The following is a 23,374-nucleotide window of genomic DNA, read 5'->3' as shown; positions in this document are numbered from 1 at the left end:
GGGAAACGCTCGGAAAGGGTCTTGGGATCGATCATGGATACTCCAGATGACAGGCGGCTACTGCAACGTTGCAGTACGGCGATTTTCAGAAAAGTCAACATCGCGTGGGCAGGATGCGATCAGGTCGCGACAAGATGGGATGTTTCAGGAAAAAGAATGGCCTCGTAGTCCTGAACACCATTGAGGATATGCAGGATTATGATGTTGGGGGCTGCGTCGGCGAAAACAGCCGTTATGAAGGGCTGTCTTTTGCCTTACCTTCATACTTGGCGACAAGGCGATCCAGCACGGCCTGAGCGGGCTTGAGGCGGTCGGCTTCCATATCCTCAAGCCCACGCGCAATCGACAAATCGAGCGCCGCCAGTCGCGTCTTCTCATCATGGATCATGACATTCTCCTCCCGCAGCATTCTGCCGCGGAAACTGCCCCTCGTCACCTGCTCGGTGACAAGGATTTCGAGATGCTGAGCCAGGTTCGCGCCGTTCGCCATATTCATCATACAGGCGCGAACCCGCTAAAGCTCGTCGTGGAGCTTAGACCTTCACCCACGCGCCATTACGCTTCGACGATTGCACGCAGGCATCGACGAACACCATGCCCTTCATGCCATCGTCGATTGTCGGATAGATGACAGCCGGATCGACGGCCTCACCCTTGCGTTTGGCATAGATCGCGCGCGCGGCTTCGGTGTAGATGTTGGCAAAGCCCTCGAGATAGCCTTCCGGATGACCGGACGGAATGCGCGATACGCGGACGGCAGCGGCCCCGGCGCCCGCACCGGCGCGGGTGATCAGGCGCTTCGGCTCACCAAACGGCGTGTACCACAGATAGTTCGGGTCCTTCTGGGTCCATTCCAGGCCGCCCTTGGTACCGTAGACGCGGACCATCAGGCCGTTCTCATGGCCGGGGGCAACCTGGCTGCACCAGAGCATGCCCTTGGCCCGCTGGCCATCCTTGGCCCTGAAGCGCATCATCACATGGGCGTTGTCATCCAGCGCACGGCCTTCGACGAAACTGTCGAGATCGGCGGCGAGCTCTTCCAGTTCCAGACCGGAGACGAAGGCGCCGAGATTATAGGCGTGGGTGCCGATATCGCCGGTGGAACCGCCGGCTCCCGACTTCGACGGATCGGTGCGCCACGCGGCCTGCTTCTGGCCGGACTGTTCGATATTCTCGGTCAGCCAATCCTGGGGATATTCCATCTGGACGAGACGCACGACGCCGATATCGCCATTGGCGACCATCTCACGGGCCTGGCGGACCATCGGATAACCGGTGTAGTTGTGGGTGAGCACGAACAGCGCACCGCTTTCGTCGGCCAGTTTCTTCAGCTTCTTCGCGTCCGAAAGCGTCGAGGTCAGCGGCTTGTCGCAGATGACATGTATGCCGCGCTTGAGGAATTCGCGTGCCGCTTCGTAATGCACATGGTTCGGCGTGACGATGGCGACGGCCTCGATGCCGTTCTTCAGCTTGGCTTCACGGATCGCCATTTCCTTGAAATCGGAATAGCTGCGCGACGGATCAAGGCCGAGTTCGCGGCCGGATGCCTGAGCCTTTTCCGGCGTCGACGACAGGGCGCCTGCGACAAGTTCGAAATGGTCGTCAAGACGGGCGGCCATGCGGTGAACCGCGCCGATGAACGCGCCGGAACCACCACCGACCATGCCGAGACGAATGCGCTTTTCGCGGGTTTCCGAAGAGCTTCCTTCGATTGCCATTGTTTTCTCCCTTGGATTTTTGAAGATGCGGAAGGTTTACCCCCCTCTGTCACTGCGTGACATCGCCCCCTCAAGGGGGGAGATTATTCTTTTCCCTTACGGGCACAGAAGTTTGCGGCTGATCATCCCCCTTGAGAGGGAGATGTCGGCGCAGCCGACAGAGGGGCCCTGAAGCGACTCAAAGTCCCAGCATGCGCCGGTTGGCCGCGTCGTCGGTGCCGGCGTCGGCAAAATCGTCGAAGGCCTTTTCGGTAACGCGGATGATATGGTGCTTGACGAACTCGGCACCTTCACGGGCACCATCCTCCGGGTGCTTCAACGCGCATTCCCATTCGACGACAGCCCAGCCGTCAAAGTTATTAGCGGTCAGTTTCGAGAAGACCGCGCCGAAATCGACCTGGCCGTCGCCCGGCGAGCGGAAGCGGCCGGCCCGGTTGACCCAGCCCTGATAGCCGCCATAGACGCCCTGGCGTCCGGTCGGATTGAACTCGGCATCCTTGACGTGGAACATCTTGATGCGCTCGTGGTAGATGTCGATGTTGTCGAGATAATCCAGGCACTGCAGGATATAGTGCGAGGGATCATAGAGCATGTTGGCGCGCGGATGATTGCCGACACGGTCAAGGAACATCTCGAAGGTGACGCCGTCATGCAGGTCTTCGCCGGGATGGATTTCATAGGCAACATCGACGCCGCAATCGTCGGCATGGTCGAGGATCGGCTTCCAGCGGCGGGCCAGTTCGTCAAAGGCCGTCTCGACGAGGCCGGCGGGACGCTGTGGCCAAGGATACATGAAAGGCCAGGCGAGCGCACCGGAGAAGGTCGCGTGCGCCTTGATGCCGAGATGTTTCGACGCCGTCAGCGCCATCTTGACCTGTTCGACCGCCCATTCCTGGCGCGCCTTCGGGTTGCCGCGCACTTCCGCCGCCGCAAAACCGTCGAAGGCCTCGTCATAGACCGGATTGACCGCGACCAGTTGACCCTGAAGATGGGTCGAAAGCTCGGTCACCTCGATGCCGTTCTCGCGCGCTTTGCCGGCGAATTCGTCACAATAGTCCTTCGATGAGGCGGCCTTCCTGAGGTCGAAAAGCTGGCCGGCCCAGGTCGGCACCTGAACGCCGATATAACCGCAATCCGCCGCCCATTTGGTGATCGAATCCCATGAATTGAAGGGGGCGGCATCGCCCGCGAACTGTCCCAGGAATAGGGCCGGGCCCTTGATCGTCTTCATCCGTCGTCTCCTCCATCGATGATCGCCGCTCTACCCCGGCGAACAAAATTCCTTAAAACCGTTTCTGCGGTACGTACATCTCACAGCAGTCGCTAAACCTGAAACGTTGCAGCGCGGCTGAAAGCTATCATGTTTGAGCTGGGGGACAATCCGGCGCGGATCGAAATCTTCACAAATCCGCAGCCAAAAGAAAACTGCCCGCAGCACCAAGCTGCGGGCAGTGCAAGTCTCAAGTCCGGATCAGAACGGGGAATCCGGGAAGTAGAAGTCCTTGGCATTGTCCTTGGTCACGAGCGTCGCATCGATCGTGTAGACGCCGCGAACCGGAACCTGGCCGTAGAAATTGGCAACAGTCATTTCGAGCGCTGTGCCGACCATTGCCGGCGGATAGAGAACGTCGACGGGGATCATCTTGTCGCCGTCCATGACCTTCTTGATCATGTCCTTGGAGCCTGCGCCGGCTACGACATACTGGATGTCCTTGCGGCCGGCCTGCTCGATGGCCTGCAGAACGCCGACGGCCATGTCGTCGTCCTGGCACCATACGACGTCGATCTTCTGGTACTTGGTCAGGTAGTCCTGCATAACCTTGAAGGCATCGTCGCGGTTCCAGTTGCCGAACTGGCGGTCGAGAACCTTGACGTTGGAACCTTCGATACCCTTGTCGAAGCCGTCCTGGCGCTGTTGGTCGATCGGGATCGGCAGGCCGCGAATGATGACGACTTCGGCGTCCGGCGTCGTTGCCTTGATGTATTCACCGGCCGTCTGGCCAAGCGCCGGATTGTTGCCGGCAACATAGAGGTCGCGGACCGTGTTGTCGTTGACCGATGGTGCACGGTCGACGATGGCGACGAACGTACCCTTGCCCTTGACTTCCTTGATGGCGTTGACCAGCGGATCCGGATCGGACGGCAGGATCACGAGAGCGTCGATACCCTGTGTCTCGAGGTCCTGTACCGCGTTCGCCTGGCTTGCCGGATCCGGCGAGGTCTTGACGATGACGTTGAGGCCCGGATGCTGTTCCATCAGAAGCTTGGCGACGCGCTCGGCGTGGAACACGACGCCCGAGGTCCAGCCATGGTCGGCGGCCGGGATCGAAACGCCGATCGTGACCTTCTTTTCTTCCTGCGCGTGGGCCACGCCAGCAAACGCCATGATGGCGATGGCTGCAACGCCCAATAGTCCTTTACGCATGTTTCTCTCTCCCTAGTGTTTCGGGTCTCTAATCAGCGCCGGACGACCCTAAGACCCGGCTCAAGCCTTCCGGTTTCTCCGAACCGGAAATGCTTTATCTCTGGTGTCCCGAATTTCCGGCCCGTGACCGGAAACGCGGGTTTATGATTTCCTGACCAGCGAGCGCTGGACAAGCATCGCGATGATGATGATCGCGCCCTGAATGGCGCCGATCAGGTATTCGCTGATGAAATTCGACAAAAGCATGATGTTGCCGACGAGTTCGAGGATGAAGGCGCCGCAGATCGTGCCCCAGACGCGGCCGGCACCGCCCTTCAACGCCGTGCCGCCGACGACGACCGCGGTGATCGCCTGCAGTTCCCACAGGATGCCCGTCGTCGCCGAAGTCGAGCCGAGGCGCGGCACGTAGAGCAGCACGGCGATCGCCACGCACAGGCCCTGGATGACGAAGGCGATGGTGCGCACCCGGTTGACCGGAATGCCGGAATAGCGGGCGACGTCGCTGTTGGAGCCGACCGCCACCACATGGCGGCCATAGCGGGTGCGGTAAAGAATGAAGGCAGCAACAGCTGTCACGGCCAGGATAACAACGATCGGGACCGGCACGCCAAGGATATAGCCGAAATAGGCCGGGCGATACATTTCCTGCAGCGCCGGCTCGCGCAACGTGATCGCGCCACCCTGCGACAGCCAGGTGGTCAGGCCACGATAGATGCCCATGGTGCCGAGGGTGGCGATGAAGGGCTCGATCCTGCCGACGGTGGTGATCAGGCCATTCAGCAGCCCGCAGGCGGCACCGGCGGCGACGGTGAAGACGATCGCGGCGGTCAGCATCAGGGCGGGATCGGCAATCACGCCGGAATTCATGAACAGGATCATCAGGCTGGCGACGAAGGCCACCATCGAGCCGACGGACAGATCGAGGTCGCCGGACGAAATGACGAAAGTGGCGCCGACGGCGATGATCGCGATGAAGGCGCTGCGTGTCGCGACGTTCGCGAGGTTGGTGATTCCAATGAAGTTGGGATTGACCAGGGCGCCGACGATCAACAGCAGGATCAGCGCCGCAAACGGCGCTACCGCTCGAAGATCGACATCGCGCCAGCTGCGGCGGCGGATCGCCCGCACTTCTTCATTCGCACTCATGTCCAAACCGGCCTCCCGCCTCGTTCCCTCAAGGGAACTTGTTTTTGCTTTGCACGCGGCCTTTTCAGGCGGCTGCCTTTTTCTTCAGTCCTGCGGCGTAGCGCATGATTTCCTGCTCGTTGATCTCGTCGCCCTCCAGCATGCCGACGATGCGACCTTCGCGCATGACGGCAACGCGGGTGCACATGCCGATGACTTCAGGCATTTCCGAGGAGACAACGATGATCGAACGGCCGTCGCGCGCCAGCGCCGAGATGAAATGATAGATCTGCTGCTTGGTACCGACATCGATGCCGCGCGTCGGCTCGTCAATGATGATGATCTGCGGCTCGGTCTCCATGACCTTGGCAAGCAGCAGCTTCTGCTGGTTGCCGCCGGACATGCGGCCGGCGACGACATTGCCGTCGCGCACGCGAATATCGAAGCGACGGCGGGCCTTTTCAAGCGCGACCGCCTCGCTGGCGGGGCTGAGATAGCCAAGCTTGCCGTGCTTCTCCAGCGACTGCAGCGTCAGATTGGCGGTCATGCGGGAATTGAGCAGCAGGCCCTTCGATTTACGGTCCTTGGTCATGTAGGCGAGACCACTGCGATTGGCGGCATGGGGATCGCCGGCGGGAATGTGCTCTCCGTGAACAACAACCTCGCCCCCTGCCCGGCTTCTGAGCCCGACAATCGCCTCCATCAGTTCCGTCCGACCGGAGCCGATCAGGCCGGAAAAGCCGAGGATCTCACCCTTGCGGACCTCGAAACTAGCATCCTTCACATAGCCTGTGGCCAGGCCGTTGACGCTGAGGACGATTTTCTCATCGACATCCGGCTCGTTTTTCGCCGGAAACAGCTTCGACAACTCGCGGCCGACCATAAGCTGAGCGATGGACTCGCCGTCGAGGATGGCCGTCGGCGACGTCTTGATCCACTGACCGTCGCGCAGCACGGTGACGCGGTCTGTCAGCTCCATGACTTCGTCAAGCTTGTGGGACACGAAGACGAAGCTCGTACCCTTGTCACGCAGCTTGCGCACCTGCTTGAAGAGATAGTTCGTTTCTTCCCGCGACAAAACCGCCGTCGGCTCGTCCATGAAAATGATCCGGGCATCGCGGCTGATCGCCTTGGCGATCTCGACCATCTGCTTGTCGGCGATCGCCAGGCTGCTGATCATGGCGTTCTCATCGACATGCGAACCGAGCAGGTCGAGCACACGGCGGGTTTCGGCGCGCATGAACTTGCGATCGAGCACCCCATAATGGGTGACTTCGCGACCGAGGAACAGGCTCTCGGTCACTGTCAGATGTTCAGCGAGGTTGAATTCCTGATGGATGATGACGATGCCCAGCGCTTCCGCCGCACCGTTTGGCGGCAGCTTGACCGACCTGCCGTCAAGGAGGATTTCACCCGAGGTAGGCTGCTCGAAACCGGAGAGAATCTTGACCAGCGTCGACTTGCCGGCGCCATTTTCACCCATCAGGGCATGGACTTCACCCGCCCGCAGATCGAAATCGACACTGAAGAGAACCTGCACGCCATTGAAAGACTTGGCTATTCTCTTCGCTGATAGCACCGGAGCGCCATCGTCGACGACCTGCGAATTCATGATGTCCTCCCTGCGGTTCCCATCCGCTTGAGACGCTATGTAAACCTTTACATAGGCCATGTAAAGGTTTACATCATGGGATATAGCCGAATTCTTGCTGCCGGGCTTTGACCTCCGGGTGAGTCTGTGTAGTGTCCCGCGCAGACGAGACCCAAGGCAGATCCAGTGTCGAATTCCACCCCCGCAACAATCGAAGACGTCGCCAGGATCGCCGAAGTTTCGATCGCGACTGTTTCGCGCGCCATTCACACGCCGGAGAAGGTGGCGAACTCGACGCGACTGAAGGTCAACCAGGCGATCGCCGTCACCGGTTACACCACCAATGCCATGGCGCGCAGCCTCAGGCTTGGCCGCTCGAACATGATTCTGGTCGTGGCGCCCGATATCGGAGACCCGAATTTTTCTAATATCCTGATTGGCCTTGAGAACGAGGCCCGGTCGCATGGCTATGGCGTGTTGATAGGCCATACGCAGAATGACGCCCAGCGCGGGCTAGAATATCTCAAATTCCTCAATTCGAACCAGGCGGCGGGTCTGATCCTGTTTACGGGCATCCTGCCTTTCGGCCATCAGACGATGACGGCGCGGCTGCCACCCAGCGTCGGCGTTTTCGAACCGGTGTTCAACGGCGGCATCCCCTATGTCGGCGTCGACGACATCGAGGGCGCCCGCAAGGTGGTGGACCTGCTGCTCGCGGAAGGGCACCGCAAGATTGCCTTCATCGGCGATTCGCGCACGCGACTTGCTTATGGTCGGCGCCGGCAAGGCTATGAGGCTGGCCTGAACGCGGCGAATGTTCCGGCCGACCTGCGTGTTGTCTTCGAAGGTGACGGTACGATCGAAAGCGGGCGTCTGGCCGTCGAGCAACTGTTCATGCGCGATACGCTGCCGACCGCCTTCATGTGCGTTAACGACCAGACGGCCATTGGCGTGATGATCGGTCTTGGGGCGCGTGGCTACGATATTCCGAGGGATTTTTCCGTCACCGGCTTTGATGACGTGCCGCAGGCAAGCTTCATGTCGCCCGCCCTGACCACGATCCGCCAGCCGCGCACATTGATCGGCAAGAATGCCATGGCACTGCTGCTGGAGCTTTTGTCCGATGGGCAACCGGCCGAAACAGAAATCCTGCTTCGGCCCGATCTGATCGTACGAAATTCCGTGGCGGCGCCGTCACGCGAATGGACGAAACGATAGCGCCGGTTGTCGGATACTAAGCCGCGCGGCGGCGCGAGGGCGAAAGACCGCCAACCTGCGCGGATACCGACCTGTCGGAAACCGTGAACTGGCCGGCCATCTGTTTCAGGTTCATGCTGACCCGCATCAGATTGTGCGTGGCCGCGGCGGTCTGTTCCACCATGGCGGCATTCTGCTGCGTCATCTGGTCCATGCCGGTGACGGCCGTGTTGATCTCGGCAATCCCGATCGCCTGCTCGCGCGCCGAGCCGGCAATCGCATCGATGTGGCCGTTAATATGGGTGACCTGCTCGCCGATCGTCTTGAGGGCTTCGCCGGTGTTGTTGACAAGCGAGACGCCGGTGAGGACGTCCTCGAAGGACTTGTCGATCAGCGACTTGATCTCCTTGGCCGCATCGGCCGACTTCTGCGCGAGTTCGCGCACCTCCTGGGCGACGACCGCAAATCCCTTGCCTGCATCGCCGGCGCGGGCCGCCTCGACGCCGGCATTCAGCGCCAGAAGATTGGTCTGGAACGAGATCTGGTCGATGACGCTGATGATCTGGGTGATCTTGCGCGAGGATTCCTCGATGGCGCTCATCGCGGACACAGCCTTCGCTACCACTTCGCCGGAACGGCGTGCTTCCTCGGTCGCCGTGCCGACGATACGCCGGGCCTCCTCGGTGCGCACGGCCGCTTCCTTGGAAATCGTCGTGATCTCCTCGAGCGCTGCCGCGGTTTCCTCCAGCGAGGCAGCCTGCTGCTCGGTGCGCCGGGCCATGTCGTCGGTTGCAGAGACAAGCTCGCTGGCATTGCTCGAGGTTTCGTCCGCACCGGCGACGATGGCGCCGAGCGTCTTGTCGAGCGTCGAGAGCGCCGAGTTGAAATTGGATTTCAGGTTATCGAACTTCGGCGCCAGCGCCGCGTCGATATGCGCCGTCAGATTGCCGCCGGCGAGGCCGTTGAGCGACATGTCCAACGCCGAAAGGGCATCGTCCTGCTGGTCGGCGAGGGTTTCGCGTTCCGATTCCGCCTTGACGCGTTCGTCCTGCAGCGCTTCCAGATAGACGGAGATCGCGTAGTCCATATCGACGAAGGCGACCTTCATGATGGCCGTGATGTCCTCGCTGACAGCCTGGGCCTTCCGGCGATGCAGGAAGCCCTGCAGGTGTGCGTCCACGACATTCTTGACGATGGTTTCCATGATCAGCGCATAACCGCCGATATACCAGCGCGGCTCCAGCCCGAGGCGGGCATGGGTCTTGCCGATCGCGGTAACGGCCTCGACATAGGCGCCGTCAAGGTTGCCGGACGCGATCTTGTCCCAATGACGCACCTGCCGCGCCTTCGCGCTTTTGACATGGGCGTCGCTGGAGAAGAATTTCGCTGTTTCCGGATGGGCCGTCGCCTTGGCGTAGAATTTGTCGAGCGCGCTATCGAGGGAGGCTGAAATGACGGGCTGGGCCTTGGCGAGAATCTGCCGCTCCTCGGCGCCGAGACCGACAAAGTCGAGCCGTTCATTCAGTTGTTTCGTGAGAGCAGAAGTACCAGTCATGCCTGATATCCTTTGGGAGGGAAGGAGGGACATGCGGGCTGCGTGTTCGACGTCATGTCGGCAGAGAAAGGCGCGGGTTTTGACGACAAGTAGAACCGGTTGGTTAAAAATACCTTTAAAACCGCATGGAAATCTGCTCCATCGCTCCTTCTAATATATTGTTTCCTAAAGTAAATTTTCCCGGAACAGGTGCAGGCAAAAAGAAGGGCGCCATAGCGCCCTTCCGTCATTTTTCTACCCGTAAAAACCTGTCAAACGTAGCGGTTGACGACGTTTTCGAGCAACTCCTGCTTGCCGGATTTCGGCTGCGGATTGATGTCCTTGGCCTCGACCCACTGGGCGATCTCTTCCAGCGAGAAACCACCGGCGAGCAGTTTCTGGCCCTCGGCCGAATCCCAGCCGGCATAACGGTCGGTGAGCGGCTTGGAGAGTGCCTTGTCCTCGATCATCTTGGCGGCAGCCTTCAGGCCGCGGGCGCAGCAATCCATGCCGCCGATATGACCGATCAGCAGGTCTGCCGGATCGAGCGACTGGCGGCGAAGCTTTGCGTCGAAGTTGGTACCGCCGGTCGTGAAGCCGCCGCCTGCCAGAACGTGGTAATAGGCCAGCGCCATTTCCGGCACATTATTGGGGAACTGGTCGGTATCCCAGCCGGACTGGTAGTCGTTGCGGTTCATGTCGATCGAGCCGAAAATGCCGAGCGCATTGGCAAGCGCCAGTTCGTGCTCGAAGGAATGACCGGCAAGAATGGCATGGCCCTGCTCGATATTGACCTTCACCTCGTTTTCGAGACCGTTCCTCTTGAGGAAGCCGTAGACGGTCGCGACGTCGTAGTCGTACTGGTGCTTGGTCGGCTCCTGCGGCTTCGGCTCGATCAGGATCGCGCCCTTGTAACCGATCTTGTGCTTGTATTCGACGACGAGGTTGAGGAAGCGGCCGAGTTGGTCGAGTTCGCGCTTCAGGTCGGTGTTGAGCAGCGTTTCATAGCCTTCGCGGCCGCCCCAGAGCACGTAATTCTCGCCACCGAGCTTCTGCGTCGCGTCCATGCAGGTCTTCACCGTCGCGGCGGAGAAGGCGAAGACGTCCGGATCCGGATTGGTCGCGGCACCCGACATGAAGCGGCGGTTGGAAAACAGGTTCGCCGTGCCCCAGAGCAGCTTGACGCCGGTGGCTGCCTGCTTCTCAGCGAAGTAGTCGACGATCTCGTTGAGGTTCCTGGTGTTCTCGGCGAAATTCTTGCCTTCCGGGCGCACATCGGCATCGTGGAAGCAGTAATAGGGTACGCCGAGCAGCGAAAAGAATTCGAACGCCACGTCAGCCTTCAGCTTGGCGGCCTTCATCGTCTCGTCGAACCAGGGACGCAGGAACGTCTGACCGCCGAAGGGATCACCGCCCGGCCAGGTGAAGGTATGCCAGTAGGCGACGGCAAAGCGCAGATGGTCTTCCATGCGCTTGCCCATGACCATTTCGTCGGGCTGATAGAAGCGATAGGCCAGCGGATTGGTGCTGTCGGGGCCTTCGTACTTGATCTTGGCGATATCGCCAAAGAAACCGGTGCTCATGTGTGTCTCCGTGGTGGTTTGTTTGTGTGGTGCCCCTTATCCGCCCTGTCGGGCACCTTCTCCCCGTTTTGACGGGGAGAAGGGACAAGTGGCAAACTCGGTTGCCCCCTCTCCCCGTTCCGACGGGGAGAGGGCTGGGGTGAGGGGCGACTAAATCGCCGCGGACTTGATCGCCGGATAGAGCCGGCGATAGCGCTGGTACGCGTCTTCGTAGGCACCACGCAGGGAGGCGTCCGGCTGGACGGTTTCAGCCGTTGCGGGCGCGGTGAAAACCTTAAGCGGATCGGCCTTGGTGGCGGCCACAAGGCCGAGGCGGGCGGCGCCGAAGGCGGCACCGAAATCACCATCGGCAGGGACATCGACCGGCAGATCGAGCGCCGTGGCGATCGATTTCAGCCAGTAGCGCGAGCGGGAACCGCCACCGATGGCGGTGACGCGGGACAGGCTGGTACCGGCGGCCTTCAACGCTTCAAGGCTGTCGCGCAGGGCGAAAGACACGCCTTCCAGCACCGCCTGGGTCAACACGACGCGGCTGCTTTCATGGCCAAGCCCGGCAAAGACGCCACGAATGGCGGCGTCATTGTGCGGCGTGCGCTCGCCCGAGAGATAGGGCAGGAAGGAGACGCCCGAGGGCGCCTTGAGCGTATCGCCGAGTTCTGTGGTCAGGTCGGCAGCGCTCTTGCCGGTCACGCCGGAATGCCAGTTGAGCGCGTCCGTCGCCGACAGGATGACGCCCATCTGGTGCCAGGTATTCGGGAGCGCATGGCAGAAAGCATGCACGGCGCTTTCGGGATTGGGCAGGTAGCTGAAATTGGCGGCAAACAGCACGCCGGACGTGCCGAGCGACACGAAGGCATGGCCTTCACCGACCGTGCCCATGCCGCAGGCCGAAGCCGCATTGTCGCCTGCCCCGCCGGCAACGACGACGTTGGCGTTCATGTTCCACTTGGCCGCGAGGTCGCCCTTCAGCGTGCCGCCCTGTTCGGTGCCTTCGACAAGATCCGGCATCTGTCGCCGTTCCAAGCCGGTTGCAGAGAGAAGGATGTCGGACCAGGCCCGCTTGCCCGTATCCAGCCAGGACGTGCCCGCCGAATCCGACATTTCGGAAATATGCTCGCCGGTCAGCCAGAGGCGCAGATAATCCTTCGGCAACAGGACCCAACGGACCTTGGCGAAGATATCCGGCTCGTTTTCGGCGACCCAGACCAGCTTTGGCGCGGTAAAGCCCGGAAAGACGATATTGCCGGTCAGGGCGCGGAACTGCGGATCGGCATCGAGCTTGGCCGCTTGCGCTGCGCTGCGCGTGTCGTTCCAGAGAATGCAGGGGCGCAGGACCTTGTCCTGGTCATCCAGCAAGGTGGCGCCATGCATATGGCCGGACAGGCCGATGCCCTTGACCGCCGCCAGTTCCTTCGGGTGGGACGCCTTCAAACCGGCGATTGCCTCTTCCGTCGCGCGGATCCAGTGGGCCGGATCCTGTTCCGACCAGCCCGGATGCGGACGGGACACGTCCATGGCGCCGGAGGCCGAACCGACAACCCGCTGGCTGTCATCGATCAACAATGCCTTCACCCCGGATGTGCCGAGGTCCAAACCGAGATACATGATGGTCTCCTAGTCATTTCCGCCCTGTTCGGGCTCCTGGTTACTGCCCCCGCCAAGGGGCATGTCTGTTCCGGCATCCTGCTCGAACGGCAGGTTGTCCCTGAGGAAGATGTCGATGCGGATGCGTTCCTGCGCTCCAAGCAAGGCAACGCCGTCGGCCTTGGCCTTCAGCACGCGAATGGCGCTGCGCACTTCGTGACCGGCATCCTGGTTCAGCACCGCATCGATCAAGCCATCGTTCAGCGCGGCCCGCGTGTGCGATGTCAATTCATGGGCGATGACGCAGATCGGCGCGTCGCCGGAGCGCTTCTTCAAGGCCGCGATCAGGCCCCTGTTACCGGCGCCAAGGCTGTAGATACCGGCGATATGGCCATGCGCGGCCAGCGTTTCGCTGATCAGCCGCTCGACCAGGGCCGGATCATCCTGCCCTTCGATCACCGGCAGCAATTCATGTCCGGCAAAATCCTGCTCCATCACCGCGCGAAAACCGTCGAGGCGTTCGCGATGGTCGCGCACCAGCATGGAACCGGCGAGAACCGCGACCGCTCCCGAACGCCCACCGAGAAAGCGCCCCATCAGGCTGCCGGCCGTGCGCCCAGCCGCAACGTTATCGACGCCGGCGAAATGATCGCGCTGCGAACCGGGAAGATCCGAGACCAGCGTGACGACGGGAATGCGTGCCGCCCGCAATCGGTCCACGGCGGCAATGACATCGGGAGAATCGATGGCAACGACGGCAACACCGGCAGGTGCCGCTGCGCGCGCATCGTCCAGTGCCGCCACCAGCGCTTCGACGTTGAAGGCCGGAACGGCAACGATGGAAATTGCGGTGCGCTCGACCGGCGACCTGGCAATCGCCGCGCGCACCTGCACTTCCAACCCGCGCATGAAGGAATTGTCGCCTGCCGGCAGAATGAAGATAAGGGGATAAACGCGGCTCTTGGCGAGGTTCGCTGCCGCGACATCGCGCACGTAACCGATGCGCTCGATTGCCTGCTCGACCTTTTCGCGCGTCACCGAGCGCACCCCGGCGCGCTGGTTCAAGACGCGGTCGACGGTGGCCAGGCTGACGCCCGCAGCAGCAGCGATATCGTGAACTGTCGGGCGCATGTTTCCTCCGGAGACGAGCCTTAGAGGAAAATTTGATGTACGTAAATCAAAAAAATCCGAAACACACCGCCGGCGGCTCAGGGCCGCGACACGCTGCGGGAGATTGACCGTCCGTCTTGCCCTTCCTGGCACAACAGCGCGGGCCTGTGGCCGGATATCAGGCGGCCTCGATCGGCGGCGGGACTGGTCGCCCGTTCATACGGAATGCCCTGAATTTGTGCCCCCCGGCATTCTCGATAGCGGCTGAATCCGGTGCTGTGGGAGGCTGGGCTCAGTGGCCGCCACCTCCGGCGCCAGTCGGAGCGGGTTGCGGCTTCTTGATCAGGAAGGCGAAGAAGACGAGCGCGCCGAACAGGACGGTGAGGATGTTGAAAACATCGATGAACGACAGGATGACCGCCTGCTGGGTTACGATGCCCGACAGTTTCTGGATCGCGATCGTCGCACCATCGAGACCATGGGCATTGTATTTGGCGATCATGTTGTTCAACTGGTCCATGGCTTCTGGATTGCCCCACTGCACATGTTCCTGCAGGCGGGCATAATGCTCTTCCTGGCGCTGGGTCAGGATGGTGTTGATCGCGGCGAGGCCGACGGCGCCGCCAAGGTTACGTGTCAGGTTGAACAGGCCGGAGGCGCCGCGGATACGCGACGGTGGCAGCGTCCCGAGTGCGACGTTGTTGATCGGCACCATGCACATCATCAGCCCAAAGCCACGCAGGATCTGCGGCACGAGCAGTTCGTAGAAATCCCAGTCGGCCGTTAGCCCGCCCATCAGCCAGGTGCCGGCGGCGAAACTCGAAAAGCCGATGGCCATCATGATGCGCGGGTCGAGCTTGGTCGACAGCCGGCCGGCGATCGGCGCGGTGCAGAACATGGCAAGACCAGACACGAACATGGTCTCGCCGATCATCAGCGAGTCGTACCCACGGATCCGGCCGAGATAAACCGGATAGAGATAGGTCAGACCATAGAGCCCGATGCCCATGATGAACGAGAACAGCGAGCCGAACGCGAAGTTTCGATTGGCGAAAGCCCTCAAGTCGACGATCGGAAATTCGACCTTGAAGGCACGATAGAAGAAGACAATTGCACCGATCGCCGATGCGACCGCGGCGATGAAGATGGTTTCATCGGCAAACCAGTCGTTCTTGTTGCCTTCTTCAAGCACGTATTCGAGCGTGCCGAGGAACACCGCCATCGAGAACAGGCCCCACCAGTCGAACTTCTTGAACATATGGAGTTCAGGCTTGTCGAAATCGATGAAGTTCCAGGTGACGATGGTGACGATGATGCCCGGAATGACATTGATCAGGAACAGCCAATGCCAGGAGAAGGCGTGGCTGAGATAGCCGCCGACGGTCGGCCCGATGGTTGGCGCAAGCGTTGCGACAAGACCGATGATCGGCGATACGATGCTGCGTTTCGACGGCGGGAAGATGGTGAAGGCGGCCGCAAAGACCGACGGAATCATGCCGCCGCCGATGAATCCCTGCAGTGCCCGATAGACGATCATCTGGTCGATATTTGTCGCCGTCGCGGCAAGCGCGCTGGCGGCGGTGAAACCCGCGGCGGAAACCGAGAACAGCACGCGCGTCGAGACGATGCGCGCCAACGTGCCCGAGAGCGGGATCATGATGACCTCGGCAATCAGGTAGGCGGTCTGCACCCAGGCCACCTCATCGGAACCGGCCGAGAGGCCTGCCTGGATTTCCGCAAGCGAAGCCGAGACGATCTGGATGTCGAGGATCGACATGAACATGCCGAAGACCATCGCGAAGAACGCGATCAGACGTTTCGGATCCATCCGCTCTTCAACCCCGGCGGAAGAGACCGGCATCGTACCCGCTGTAGCAGTGGCAGCCATCGGCTTTGCTCCCGGCTCGCGACGTGTTCAGGCGAACATGCCAGCCATCGTGAATTTGAATATTAAACGCATTGTCTCGTACCGCTTCCGAATGCTCGCAGCATTACGGGAAGCCCTTCCGCCCTGTCGGGCATCTTCTCCCCGTTCTCACGGAGAGAAGGACCAAACCACGAATTCCGAGTTGGTCCCCTCTCCCCGCATGCGGGGAGAGGGCTAGGGTGAGGGGCATTCTTGAGGTCGAAATAAGCGAACCGGTTATTTGAACGCCGCGGTATCCTGCGTCTTCGGCGCGGTGCGCGTATCGACATCGACGACGACGCTGAGGCCGGCGCGCAGACGACCGCTTTCCAGTACGTCCTTCGGGAACACGATGCGAACCGGGACGCGCTGGATGACCTTGGTGAAGTTGCCCGTGGCGTTTTCAGCCGGAAGCAGCGAGAAGACCGAGCCGGAGGCCGGCGAAATCGACTGGACCGTGCCGACGATCGGCTCCGCGTCGAAGGCATCCACATGGATGTTGACCTTCGAGCCCGGAACCATGTGGGCGATCTGCGTTTCCTTGAAATTGGCGTCGATATAGAGCTGATCGACCGGAACAAGGGCTGCGAGACGCTGGCCGGCGGAGACGAGGTCACCATCCTGGACAGCCAGGTTGCCGACGATACCGTCATAGGGCGCCTTCAGAACCGTGAAGCCCAGATCACGCTGAGCCTTTTCACGGGAGAGTTCAAGCGACTGTATCGTGCTTTCGGCCTCGGCGCGCTGCGCCTTGAGGACCGCAATATTGGCCGTCGCCGTCGCGATCGCGGCGTCGGCGCCGATCAGATTGGCCTTTGCCTGGTCAAGCGCGATCGTCGCGCTGTCGAGGGAGGCGACCGTGCCGACTGCCTTTGACTGGAGGTCGCTGGCACGCTTGAGCGTGATTTCGGCACCCCGCACGGTCGCCTGAAGGGCTGTTTTCTGGGCCTGGGCCTGCTGCACGCTGGCTTCAGCGCCGGCAATTTGCGCGTCGAAACGCTGCAGGGAAAGCTTTTCCGTATCGATCTGCGCCTGCGCCTGATCGGCGGCAATGCGGTAATCTTCCTTGTCGAGCGTGATCAGCGCATCGCCAGCCTTGACATGCTGGTTGGCAACGACATTGACCTTCTCGACATAACCGGAAACCTTCGGCGAGATGGAGGCGATATCGCCTTCGATATAGGCGTCGTCGGTCGAGATCATGAAGCGGCCGTTGGTCCACCAGTCATAACCATACCATCCGCCTGCGGCGAGCGCGGCAATGACAATGATCGGAAAGACGAACTTGCGGCGCTTGGGAGCAGGCGCCGGCGCAGCGGCTTCAACCGGCTTTGCGGCCACCGCTTCCGCGACCGGTTCGGTCGCAGCCCTGGCTTCGGTCGCGATGGTCTGATCGTCCTCCACGTTGAAATCGGCGCCGACGGGACGAACGTGGGCAGCACCTGATTTGCTTGAAATCGACATATTGCGCAGCCAGACCTTATATGAGAAATTCGAACCGAACCGTTCAGTTCGATTGACATAATGCTAATCTAAGCACATATCAAGTCAAATCGAACCAAGCGGTTCGAAAAGTTAAAAAAGAGAAAAACCCATGCCCGCCTCGGAAAACAATGCACCGGAAAACAGTGTGCAAGGCTGCGAACGCGCGGACGATCGTTGGCCGGTCGGGAGAAAGGTCGCGGGAGAAGACCCGGCAAAGCGTGAGCAGATCATCGAAGGTGCCAAACGCGTTTTCATGAGCGTCGGCTTCGACGCCGCCAGCATGAACGACATCACCCGCGAGGCTGGCGTCTCCAAGGGCACGATCTATGTTTATTTCGAGAACAAGGAAGACCTGTTTTCGGCGATGATCGAGCGCGAGCGGGCGATTTTCCTTGCCACCGTTCGCACCGTCCTCGCGTCCAACGACGATGTCGAAACCGGCCTCTACAAATTTGGCGTCAGTTTCGTCACGCACATGACCGGTGAAAAGGTCATCAATGCCATGCGCACCGTGCTGGGCGTTCGCGACCGCATGCCGGATCTGTGTCGGCGCTTCTTCAAGGGACCGGAAAACCTGCGAACCGTCCTGCAGGAATTCCTGAAGCATCAGGTCGATCTCGGCAATCTCAGAGTCGACGACCTCGATCTGGCGGCAGGCCAGTTCCTCGATCTCTCCAGTGGTGGCTTTTTCAAGGTTCGTCTCTTCGGAACCATGGAACACGCGCCGCCGCCGCAGGAGATCGACCGGGTTATCACCGGCGCCGTACGCGTCTTCCTCGCTGCCTATGGGGTAAAGGCTTCGGCAAACGCCTGAAAACCGGCTCGGCTTGACGGAAGTCTGGATTCTAGCCAGCAATTAACGGGATCCAGCGCAAGCGAACCGCTTGCCATCGCGGCATTTCCCCATACATACAGACACATCATTCGCCGTGCTTTCCTCTGGAGACGCGGGTTCACCTATGCGCATCTCAAATCGAGGAAGGAACCTCCCCCGATGCAGGATACTTTGCTACTGTTGCAAGATCCGACCGCCTGGATTGCCCTCGTCACCCTGATCGTGATGGAGGTCGTGCTCGGCATCGACAACCTCATCTTCATCTCGATCCTGACCAACAAGCTGCCGCCGGAAAACCGCGAGAAGGCACGCCGCGTCGGCATCGGACTGGCCCTGATCATGCGCCTCGGACTGCTTGGAACCGTCGCCTGGATCGTCCGGTTGACGGAGCCGGTATTCGATCTCTTCGGACACGGTTATTCCTGGAAGGATATGATCCTGATCGCCGGCGGTCTCTTTCTCGTCTGGAAAGCAACGAGGGAAATCCATCACACCGTCGATCCGGTGGATCATGAAGAGGATGCCATTGCCAAGGCCGGAACGACCACCTTTGCCGCCGCCATCGGGCAAATTCTGGTTCTCGACCTCGTCTTTTCCATCGACAGCATCATCACCGCTGTCGGCATGACCCCGCATCTTCCGATCATGGTCGTTGCAGTCGTTTTCGCGGTGACCGTCATGCTCGTCGCTTCCGGGCCCCTGGCGCGTTTCATCGAAAAGAACCCGACCATCGTCATGCTCGCACTGGGCTTCCTGCTGATGATCGGCACGACGCTGATCGCCGAAGGCGCCGGCTTCCATGTACCCAAGGGCTACATCTATGCCGCCATGTCCTTCTCGGCGCTGGTCGAAGTCCTCAACATGCTGTCGCGGCGCAAGCGGCAGCGCGACAAACAAGCCAAGCGTTGATCGGCTTTCTGGCCACGGGATGAAAAACGGGAGCGCGGTCATCGGCCGCGCTCCCTTGTTTTGGCGGTGCAACCACGAGCCAGAGACACCAACAATCAAAAAGCCCCGGGAAATCGTTCCCGGGGCAATTCGAAATATGCGCGGTGCGAGGACACGGGCCGAAGGGGTAAAGGAGCTCGACTGCCTTTTCGTTGGCCGCGAAGAGAAACCGGAAAAATCTCCGCGTTCTCCATCTCCCTCGAGTCCGGTTGGCACAGCCCGCTTTCCTCGCTTAGGAAGAACGGGTGATGCCAAGGATGGTTCCGTTTTTTATTTCTCGGCAAGAGCCTTCAGATTCTCCAGTCCTTGAGAGAAGTCACCGCCGATCATTATGTCCATGTTGAAAACCAGCCCCATGACCTTGGCAATAAGTGGGCTCGGGCCGTCCATCGCCCATGTGACGGTGGTTCCTTGCGTCGCAGGAGCAAGCGTAAATGTCGCGACGTTATGGCCCTCGAACGGACGGACGAAATCGAGCTTGATCTGCACTTTTGAAGGCGGGCTCGCCTCGACAATCTCCATACGGCCGGCACCGACATTGCTGTTTCCATCCCAGGCGTAGACTGCGCCGAGACCGCTGTCCGCTCCGCTGACTGTCCGTGTCATTGCCGGATCTTTCTTTTCATAGGGCGACCAGGCCTGCCACTCACGGAAGTCGGCGATGAGCGGGAAGATCTTCTCCTGTGGCGCGTTGATGGTCACGGTGCGTTCGACATGGAATGTGTCGGGTTTGGTGGAGGCGAAGACGACGACGGCGAGCACCAGCACGACGATGACGGCAACGATGATCAGCAGGATTTTCAACATATCGGGTTCCTGAAAGAGATGAAGCGGAGAGGAAATCTTCGGGGAGCGCATGGCGGCGCCTCCCCCGAAGGTCTCGATAACTCAACTGGCCTGCTTGAGCGCGGCGACGACGGAAGCGAACTTTTCGAGGCTTTCGCTCCAGCCCTGCTCCATGCCGCCATCGAGCTGTGGCACCAGTTCCTGCGTGATCTGCAGCACATGGGTGTGCAACGTCATCTCGGTGCGGTCGCCGACTGCGCGCAAGGTAACGGTGTTCAGCAGCTCGATCATCGGCTTGCCGTCGCCGTCGTCCCAAGTGGTGGTGAAGGCGAACCGCTCGTTCTCGACCACCTCCCTGACGATGCCGTTGGACGGGTTGCGCACCCCATCCTCGCCCTCCATGTGCAGGCGGATGATGCCGCCGGGCCTCAGGTCCACTTCGCAGACCGGGGTCGTATAGCCGTGCGGCCCCCACCATTGCGCAAGATGATGGGGATCGGTCCAGACCTTGAAGACCAGCGCGACGGGCGCGTCGTAGGTTCGCTTCAGGACAAGGTTGGCTTTGTCGGCAGGCACGTATTCAGCTCGGGCGTCCATTTCCATCTCCCTTTTGTAGCTTTTGCAGATAGAGACCGAGCCGGTCGAGGCTCTCGTCCCAGAATTGGCGGTAGTTATCGAGCCAGGCATTCACATCGCGCAGAGGGCCGGCCTCCAGCTTGCAAGGGCGCCACTGCGCTTCGCGCCCACGGCTGATCAGTCCCGCCTTCTCCAGCACCTTCAGATGCTTGGAAACCGCCGGCAGGCTCATATCGAAAGGTTCCGCCAGTTCGTTGACGGAAGCTTCGCCGGACGCCAGGCGCGCCAGGATGGCCCGCCGCGTGGGATCGGCAAGGGCCGAAAGGGTCATGCTGAGGCGGTCCTGAAGCATCGCAATAAACCAATCAGTTAATTAACTAATAAGTTAAATAGCCGAGATGGACCTGCCTGTCAACGGCGTCAGTTCGAGTTTCAAAACCGGGCACTCGCTTTCCGGCGTGGTTTTCCTTGACGCGCCGGGTTGAATATGGTCTCACGCCAGCCACGTGGAATGACCGTATTTCCGCCTTTGCAGGCACAGATCGGGCATTTCCTTCCCTTAAAGCATGCGCCTTTCACGTCCGGACACTCCTCTCCGGCAGGAAGGCCGAAAGCACGTCAAACACGGGCCAGGATCATGACAGACAGACCAGTCCGGGTGCGCATCGCACCTTCTCCCACCGGCGAGCCCCATGTCGGCACCGCCTATATCGCGCTGTTCAACTATCTCTTCGCACAGAAAATGGGCGGCGAGTTCATCCTGCGCATCGAAGACACGGATGCGACCCGCTCGACCCCGGAATTCGAGACCAAGGTCCTCGACGCACTCAAATGGTGCGGCCTGACATGGTCGGAAGGCCCCGACATCGGCGGCCCCTATGGCCCCTATCGCCAGAGCGACCGCAAGGACACTTATCTCCCCTTCGTTGAGAAGATCGTGTCCAACGGCCATGGCTTCCGCTGTTTCTGCTCGCCCGCACGGCTGGCCGAAATGCGCGAGGCACAGCGCGCAGCCGGCAAGCCGCCAAAGTATGATGGCCGCTGCCTGACGCTTTCGGCAGAGGAAGTCACGACCCGCATGGCCGCTGGCGAACCCACCGTCGTGCGCATGAAAATCCCGACCGAAGGCTCCTGCAAGTTCGTCGACGGCGTCTATGGCGAAGTCGATATCCCGTGGGATGCGGTGGACATGCAGGTGCTGCTCAAGGCCGATGGCATGCCGACCTATCACATGGCCAATGTTGTCGACGATCACCTGATGAAGATCACCCATGTGGCGCGCGGCGAGGAATGGCTGTCCTCGGTGCCGAAGCACATCCTGATCTACCAGTATCTGGGTCTCGAGCCGCCGGTGTTCATGCATCTCTCGTTGATGCGCAATCACGACAAGTCGAAGCTGTCCAAGCGCAAGAACCCCACCTCGATCTCCTATTACACCGCACTCGGCTATCTGCCGGAAGCGCTGATGAACTTTCTCGGCCTGTTCTTCATCCAGATCGCCGAAGGCGAGGAGATGCTGACCATGGAGCAGCTGGCGGAGAAGTTCGATCCTGCCAACCTCTCCAAGGCCGGCGCGATCTTCGACGTGCAGAAGCTCGACTGGCTGAACGGCCGTTGGCTGCGCGAAGGTCTTACGGAAGACGAATTCGCCGCCCGCGTCCTCTCATGGGCTATGGAAAACGACCGCATCAAGCAGGGCCTGAAACTGTCGCAATCGCGCATTTCCAAGCTCGGCGAGCTGCCGGATCTGGCGGGCTTCCTGTTCAAGTCCGATCTTGGCCTTGATGCTTCCTCCTTCGCCAAGATCAAATCTTCGCCGGAAGAACTGGTGGAGATTTTCAACACGGTCCAGCCGGACCTCGAAAAGATCCTCGAATGGAATGTCGAATCGATCGAGGCGGAACTGCGGGCGATTTCCGAACGCATGGGCAAGAAGCTGAAGGTCATCGTCGCGCCGCTGTTCGTCGCCGTCTCCGGCTCGACCCGCTCGTTGCCGCTGTTCGATTCCATGGCCATCCTCGGCCGCTCGGTCGTGCGCCAGCGCCTGAAGGTCGCCGGCCAGGTGGTGGCCTCGATGGCGGGCTCGAAATAAAACGACGCCGCTTTCGGGCGGCAAGGCACGCAGGATGTGATGGAGCGCAGTCCTTTCCTTCGTCATTCCTGTGCCTGTCACAGGAATCCAGCCACGGCGCGTCTGCGCCGTGAAAGAACACTTTAGGTCTCTCGCGCCCAAGGACCTGGGCGCACTGGGTTCCTGTGACAAGCACAGGAATGACGAGGGCCGGGAACCGTAAGACGGAACTGAACCATGACCGACAACAAGACCGAAACCACCCTCTCCTCCGACGTCACGGAAGTGCGCGCCCAGAAGCTGGCCTTGCTGCGCGAAAAGATCGGCGATGTCTATCCGGCGCATTTCCACCGCACCACCACCAATGCAGATCTCGCCAAGAAATACGAGGCTCTGGAAGCGGATGTTGTGACCGATGACGTGGTCACGGTCGCCGGCCGGGTCTACTCATCGCGCAACTCAGGCATGTTCATGGACATTCACGATGCGGGCGGCAAGATCCAGATCTTTTCCCACAAGGACACGACGCCCGAAGAGGCGCGCGCGCTGCTGCCGATGATCGATCTCGGCGACATCATCGGCGTGACCGGCGTGGTGCGGCGCACCAAGCGCGGCGAACTGTCGATCAATGCGCAAGAGATCACCATGCTCACCAAGTCGCTGCTGCCGATGCCGGAAAAGTGGCATGGCCTGTCCGACATCGAGCAGCGCTACCGCAAGCGTCACCTCGACATCATGACCAACGAGGAGTCCAAGCTCCGCTTCCAGCAGCGCTCGAAGATCGTCTCCGGCATCCGCCGCTTCATGGAAGACGACGGCTTCATGGAAGTCGAGACGCCGATGCTGCACTCGGTCTATGGCGGCGCCACCGCCGAGCCGTTCAAGACGCATCACAATACG

General features: G+C 60.6%; 19 protein-coding genes and 1 pseudogene. 5 read left to right on the top strand and 15 right to left on the bottom strand.

The genetic code is table 11. The annotated features are described in order from the left end of the window. Positions 1 to 232: 232 nt before the first annotated feature. From VL202_RS08115 to VL202_RS08090, 6 genes are all read right to left on the bottom strand, one after another. A complete protein-coding gene (locus tag VL202_RS08115; protein ID WP_325463620.1) occupies positions 233 to 499 on the bottom strand; it encodes a type II toxin-antitoxin system ParD family antitoxin in 267 nt (88 codons plus the stop codon). Positions 500 to 533: 34 nt separating this feature from the next. Beyond that, entirely contained in the window at positions 534 to 1,718 is a 1,185-nt protein-coding gene (locus tag VL202_RS08110) for a Gfo/Idh/MocA family oxidoreductase (protein WP_325463619.1), read from the bottom strand. Between the two features lie 178 nt (positions 1,719 to 1,896). Further along, a complete protein-coding gene (locus tag VL202_RS08105; RefSeq protein ID WP_325463618.1) occupies positions 1,897 to 2,949 on the bottom strand; it encodes a sugar phosphate isomerase/epimerase in 1,053 nt (350 codons plus the stop codon). A 240-nt stretch (positions 2,950 to 3,189) separates the two neighbouring features. Beyond that, complete coding sequence (locus tag VL202_RS08100; protein ID WP_325463617.1) at positions 3,190 to 4,143, bottom strand: substrate-binding domain-containing protein; 954 nt, start codon at positions 4,141 to 4,143, stop codon at positions 3,190 to 3,192. A gap of 141 nt (positions 4,144 to 4,284) precedes the next feature. Further along, positions 4,285 to 5,289 carry an ABC transporter permease gene (locus VL202_RS08095; protein WP_325463616.1) on the bottom strand — a complete coding sequence of 335 codons (1,005 nt, stop codon included), beginning with the start codon at positions 5,287 to 5,289 and terminating at the stop codon, positions 4,285 to 4,287. Between the two features lie 64 nt (positions 5,290 to 5,353). Continuing rightward, complete coding sequence (locus VL202_RS08090; RefSeq protein WP_325463615.1) at positions 5,354 to 6,880, bottom strand: sugar ABC transporter ATP-binding protein; 1,527 nt, start codon at positions 6,878 to 6,880, stop codon at positions 5,354 to 5,356. Positions 6,881 to 7,045: 165 nt separating this feature from the next. On the opposite strand from VL202_RS08090, the gene VL202_RS08085 reads away from it, so the two are divergent. After that, complete coding sequence (locus VL202_RS08085; RefSeq protein WP_325463614.1) at positions 7,046 to 8,077, top strand: LacI family DNA-binding transcriptional regulator; 1,032 nt, start codon at positions 7,046 to 7,048, stop codon at positions 8,075 to 8,077. Between the two features lie 16 nt (positions 8,078 to 8,093). Here VL202_RS08085 and VL202_RS08080 read toward each other — a convergent pair whose 3' ends face one another. From VL202_RS08080 to VL202_RS08055, 6 genes and pseudogenes are all read right to left on the bottom strand, one after another. Beyond that, positions 8,094 to 9,611: a globin-coupled sensor protein gene (locus tag VL202_RS08080; protein ID WP_325463613.1), complete on the bottom strand. Its 1,518-nt coding sequence runs from the start codon at positions 9,609 to 9,611 to the stop codon at positions 8,094 to 8,096. Positions 9,612 to 9,862: 251 nt separating this feature from the next. Next, positions 9,863 to 11,173, bottom strand: a complete 1,311-nt coding sequence (gene xylA / locus VL202_RS08075; protein ID WP_325463612.1) for a xylose isomerase — start codon at positions 11,171 to 11,173, stop codon at positions 9,863 to 9,865. A 150-nt stretch (positions 11,174 to 11,323) separates the two neighbouring features. Then, entirely contained in the window at positions 11,324 to 12,778 is a 1,455-nt protein-coding gene (gene xylB, locus VL202_RS08070; RefSeq protein WP_325463611.1) for a xylulokinase, read from the bottom strand. Between the two features lie 87 nt (positions 12,779 to 12,865). Then, positions 12,866 to 13,888, bottom strand: a pseudogene (locus tag VL202_RS08065) (LacI family DNA-binding transcriptional regulator); the annotation flags it as partial. Between the two features lie 271 nt (positions 13,889 to 14,159). After that, on the bottom strand, positions 14,160 to 15,755 hold the full coding sequence (locus VL202_RS08060) for a DHA2 family efflux MFS transporter permease subunit (protein ID WP_325463610.1): 1,596 nt from the start codon (positions 15,753 to 15,755) through the stop codon (positions 14,160 to 14,162). A 255-nt stretch (positions 15,756 to 16,010) separates the two neighbouring features. Further along, positions 16,011 to 17,237, bottom strand: a complete 1,227-nt coding sequence (locus tag VL202_RS08055; RefSeq protein WP_325463609.1) for an HlyD family secretion protein — start codon at positions 17,235 to 17,237, stop codon at positions 16,011 to 16,013. Between the two features lie 130 nt (positions 17,238 to 17,367). Here VL202_RS08055 and VL202_RS08050 point away from each other — a divergent pair, with 130 nt between their 5' ends. Then, the gene (locus tag VL202_RS08050) at positions 17,368 to 18,072 is read left to right on the top strand and encodes a TetR/AcrR family transcriptional regulator (RefSeq protein WP_325463608.1); all 705 of its coding nucleotides are present in this window, start codon (positions 17,368 to 17,370) and stop codon (positions 18,070 to 18,072) included. Between the two features lie 180 nt (positions 18,073 to 18,252). Next, entirely contained in the window at positions 18,253 to 19,002 is a 750-nt protein-coding gene (locus VL202_RS08045) for a TerC family protein (protein WP_325463607.1), read from the top strand. A gap of 309 nt (positions 19,003 to 19,311) precedes the next feature. Here VL202_RS08045 and VL202_RS08040 read toward each other — a convergent pair whose 3' ends face one another. From VL202_RS08040 to VL202_RS08030, 3 genes are all read right to left on the bottom strand, one after another. Then, on the bottom strand, positions 19,312 to 19,848 hold the full coding sequence (locus VL202_RS08040; RefSeq protein ID WP_325463606.1) for an SRPBCC family protein: 537 nt from the start codon (positions 19,846 to 19,848) through the stop codon (positions 19,312 to 19,314). 81 nt (positions 19,849 to 19,929) lie between these two features. After that, complete coding sequence (locus VL202_RS08035) at positions 19,930 to 20,424, bottom strand: SRPBCC domain-containing protein (RefSeq protein ID WP_325463605.1); 495 nt, start codon at positions 20,422 to 20,424, stop codon at positions 19,930 to 19,932. Then, positions 20,408 to 20,755, bottom strand: a complete 348-nt coding sequence (locus tag VL202_RS08030; RefSeq protein ID WP_325463604.1) for a metalloregulator ArsR/SmtB family transcription factor — start codon at positions 20,753 to 20,755, stop codon at positions 20,408 to 20,410. Before VL202_RS08030 ends, VL202_RS08035 begins: the two co-directional genes overlap by 17 nt. 285 nt (positions 20,756 to 21,040) lie before the next feature. Between VL202_RS08030 and gltX the strand changes: the two genes are divergently transcribed. Beyond that, entirely contained in the window at positions 21,041 to 22,495 is a 1,455-nt protein-coding gene (gene gltX / locus VL202_RS08025; RefSeq protein WP_325463603.1) for a glutamate--tRNA ligase, read from the top strand. 216 nt (positions 22,496 to 22,711) lie between these two features. Further along, the coding region (locus VL202_RS08020) for an amino acid--tRNA ligase-related protein (RefSeq protein WP_325463602.1) at positions 22,712 to 23,374 on the top strand (663 nt) is incomplete at its 3' end.

It is taken from the genome of Pararhizobium sp. (assembly GCF_035497515.1).
GTDB lineage: Bacteria > Pseudomonadota > Alphaproteobacteria > Rhizobiales > Rhizobiaceae > Pararhizobium.
Note: the sequence above shows the minus strand (reverse complement) of the source record. Positions and strands in the feature narration are given on the sequence as shown.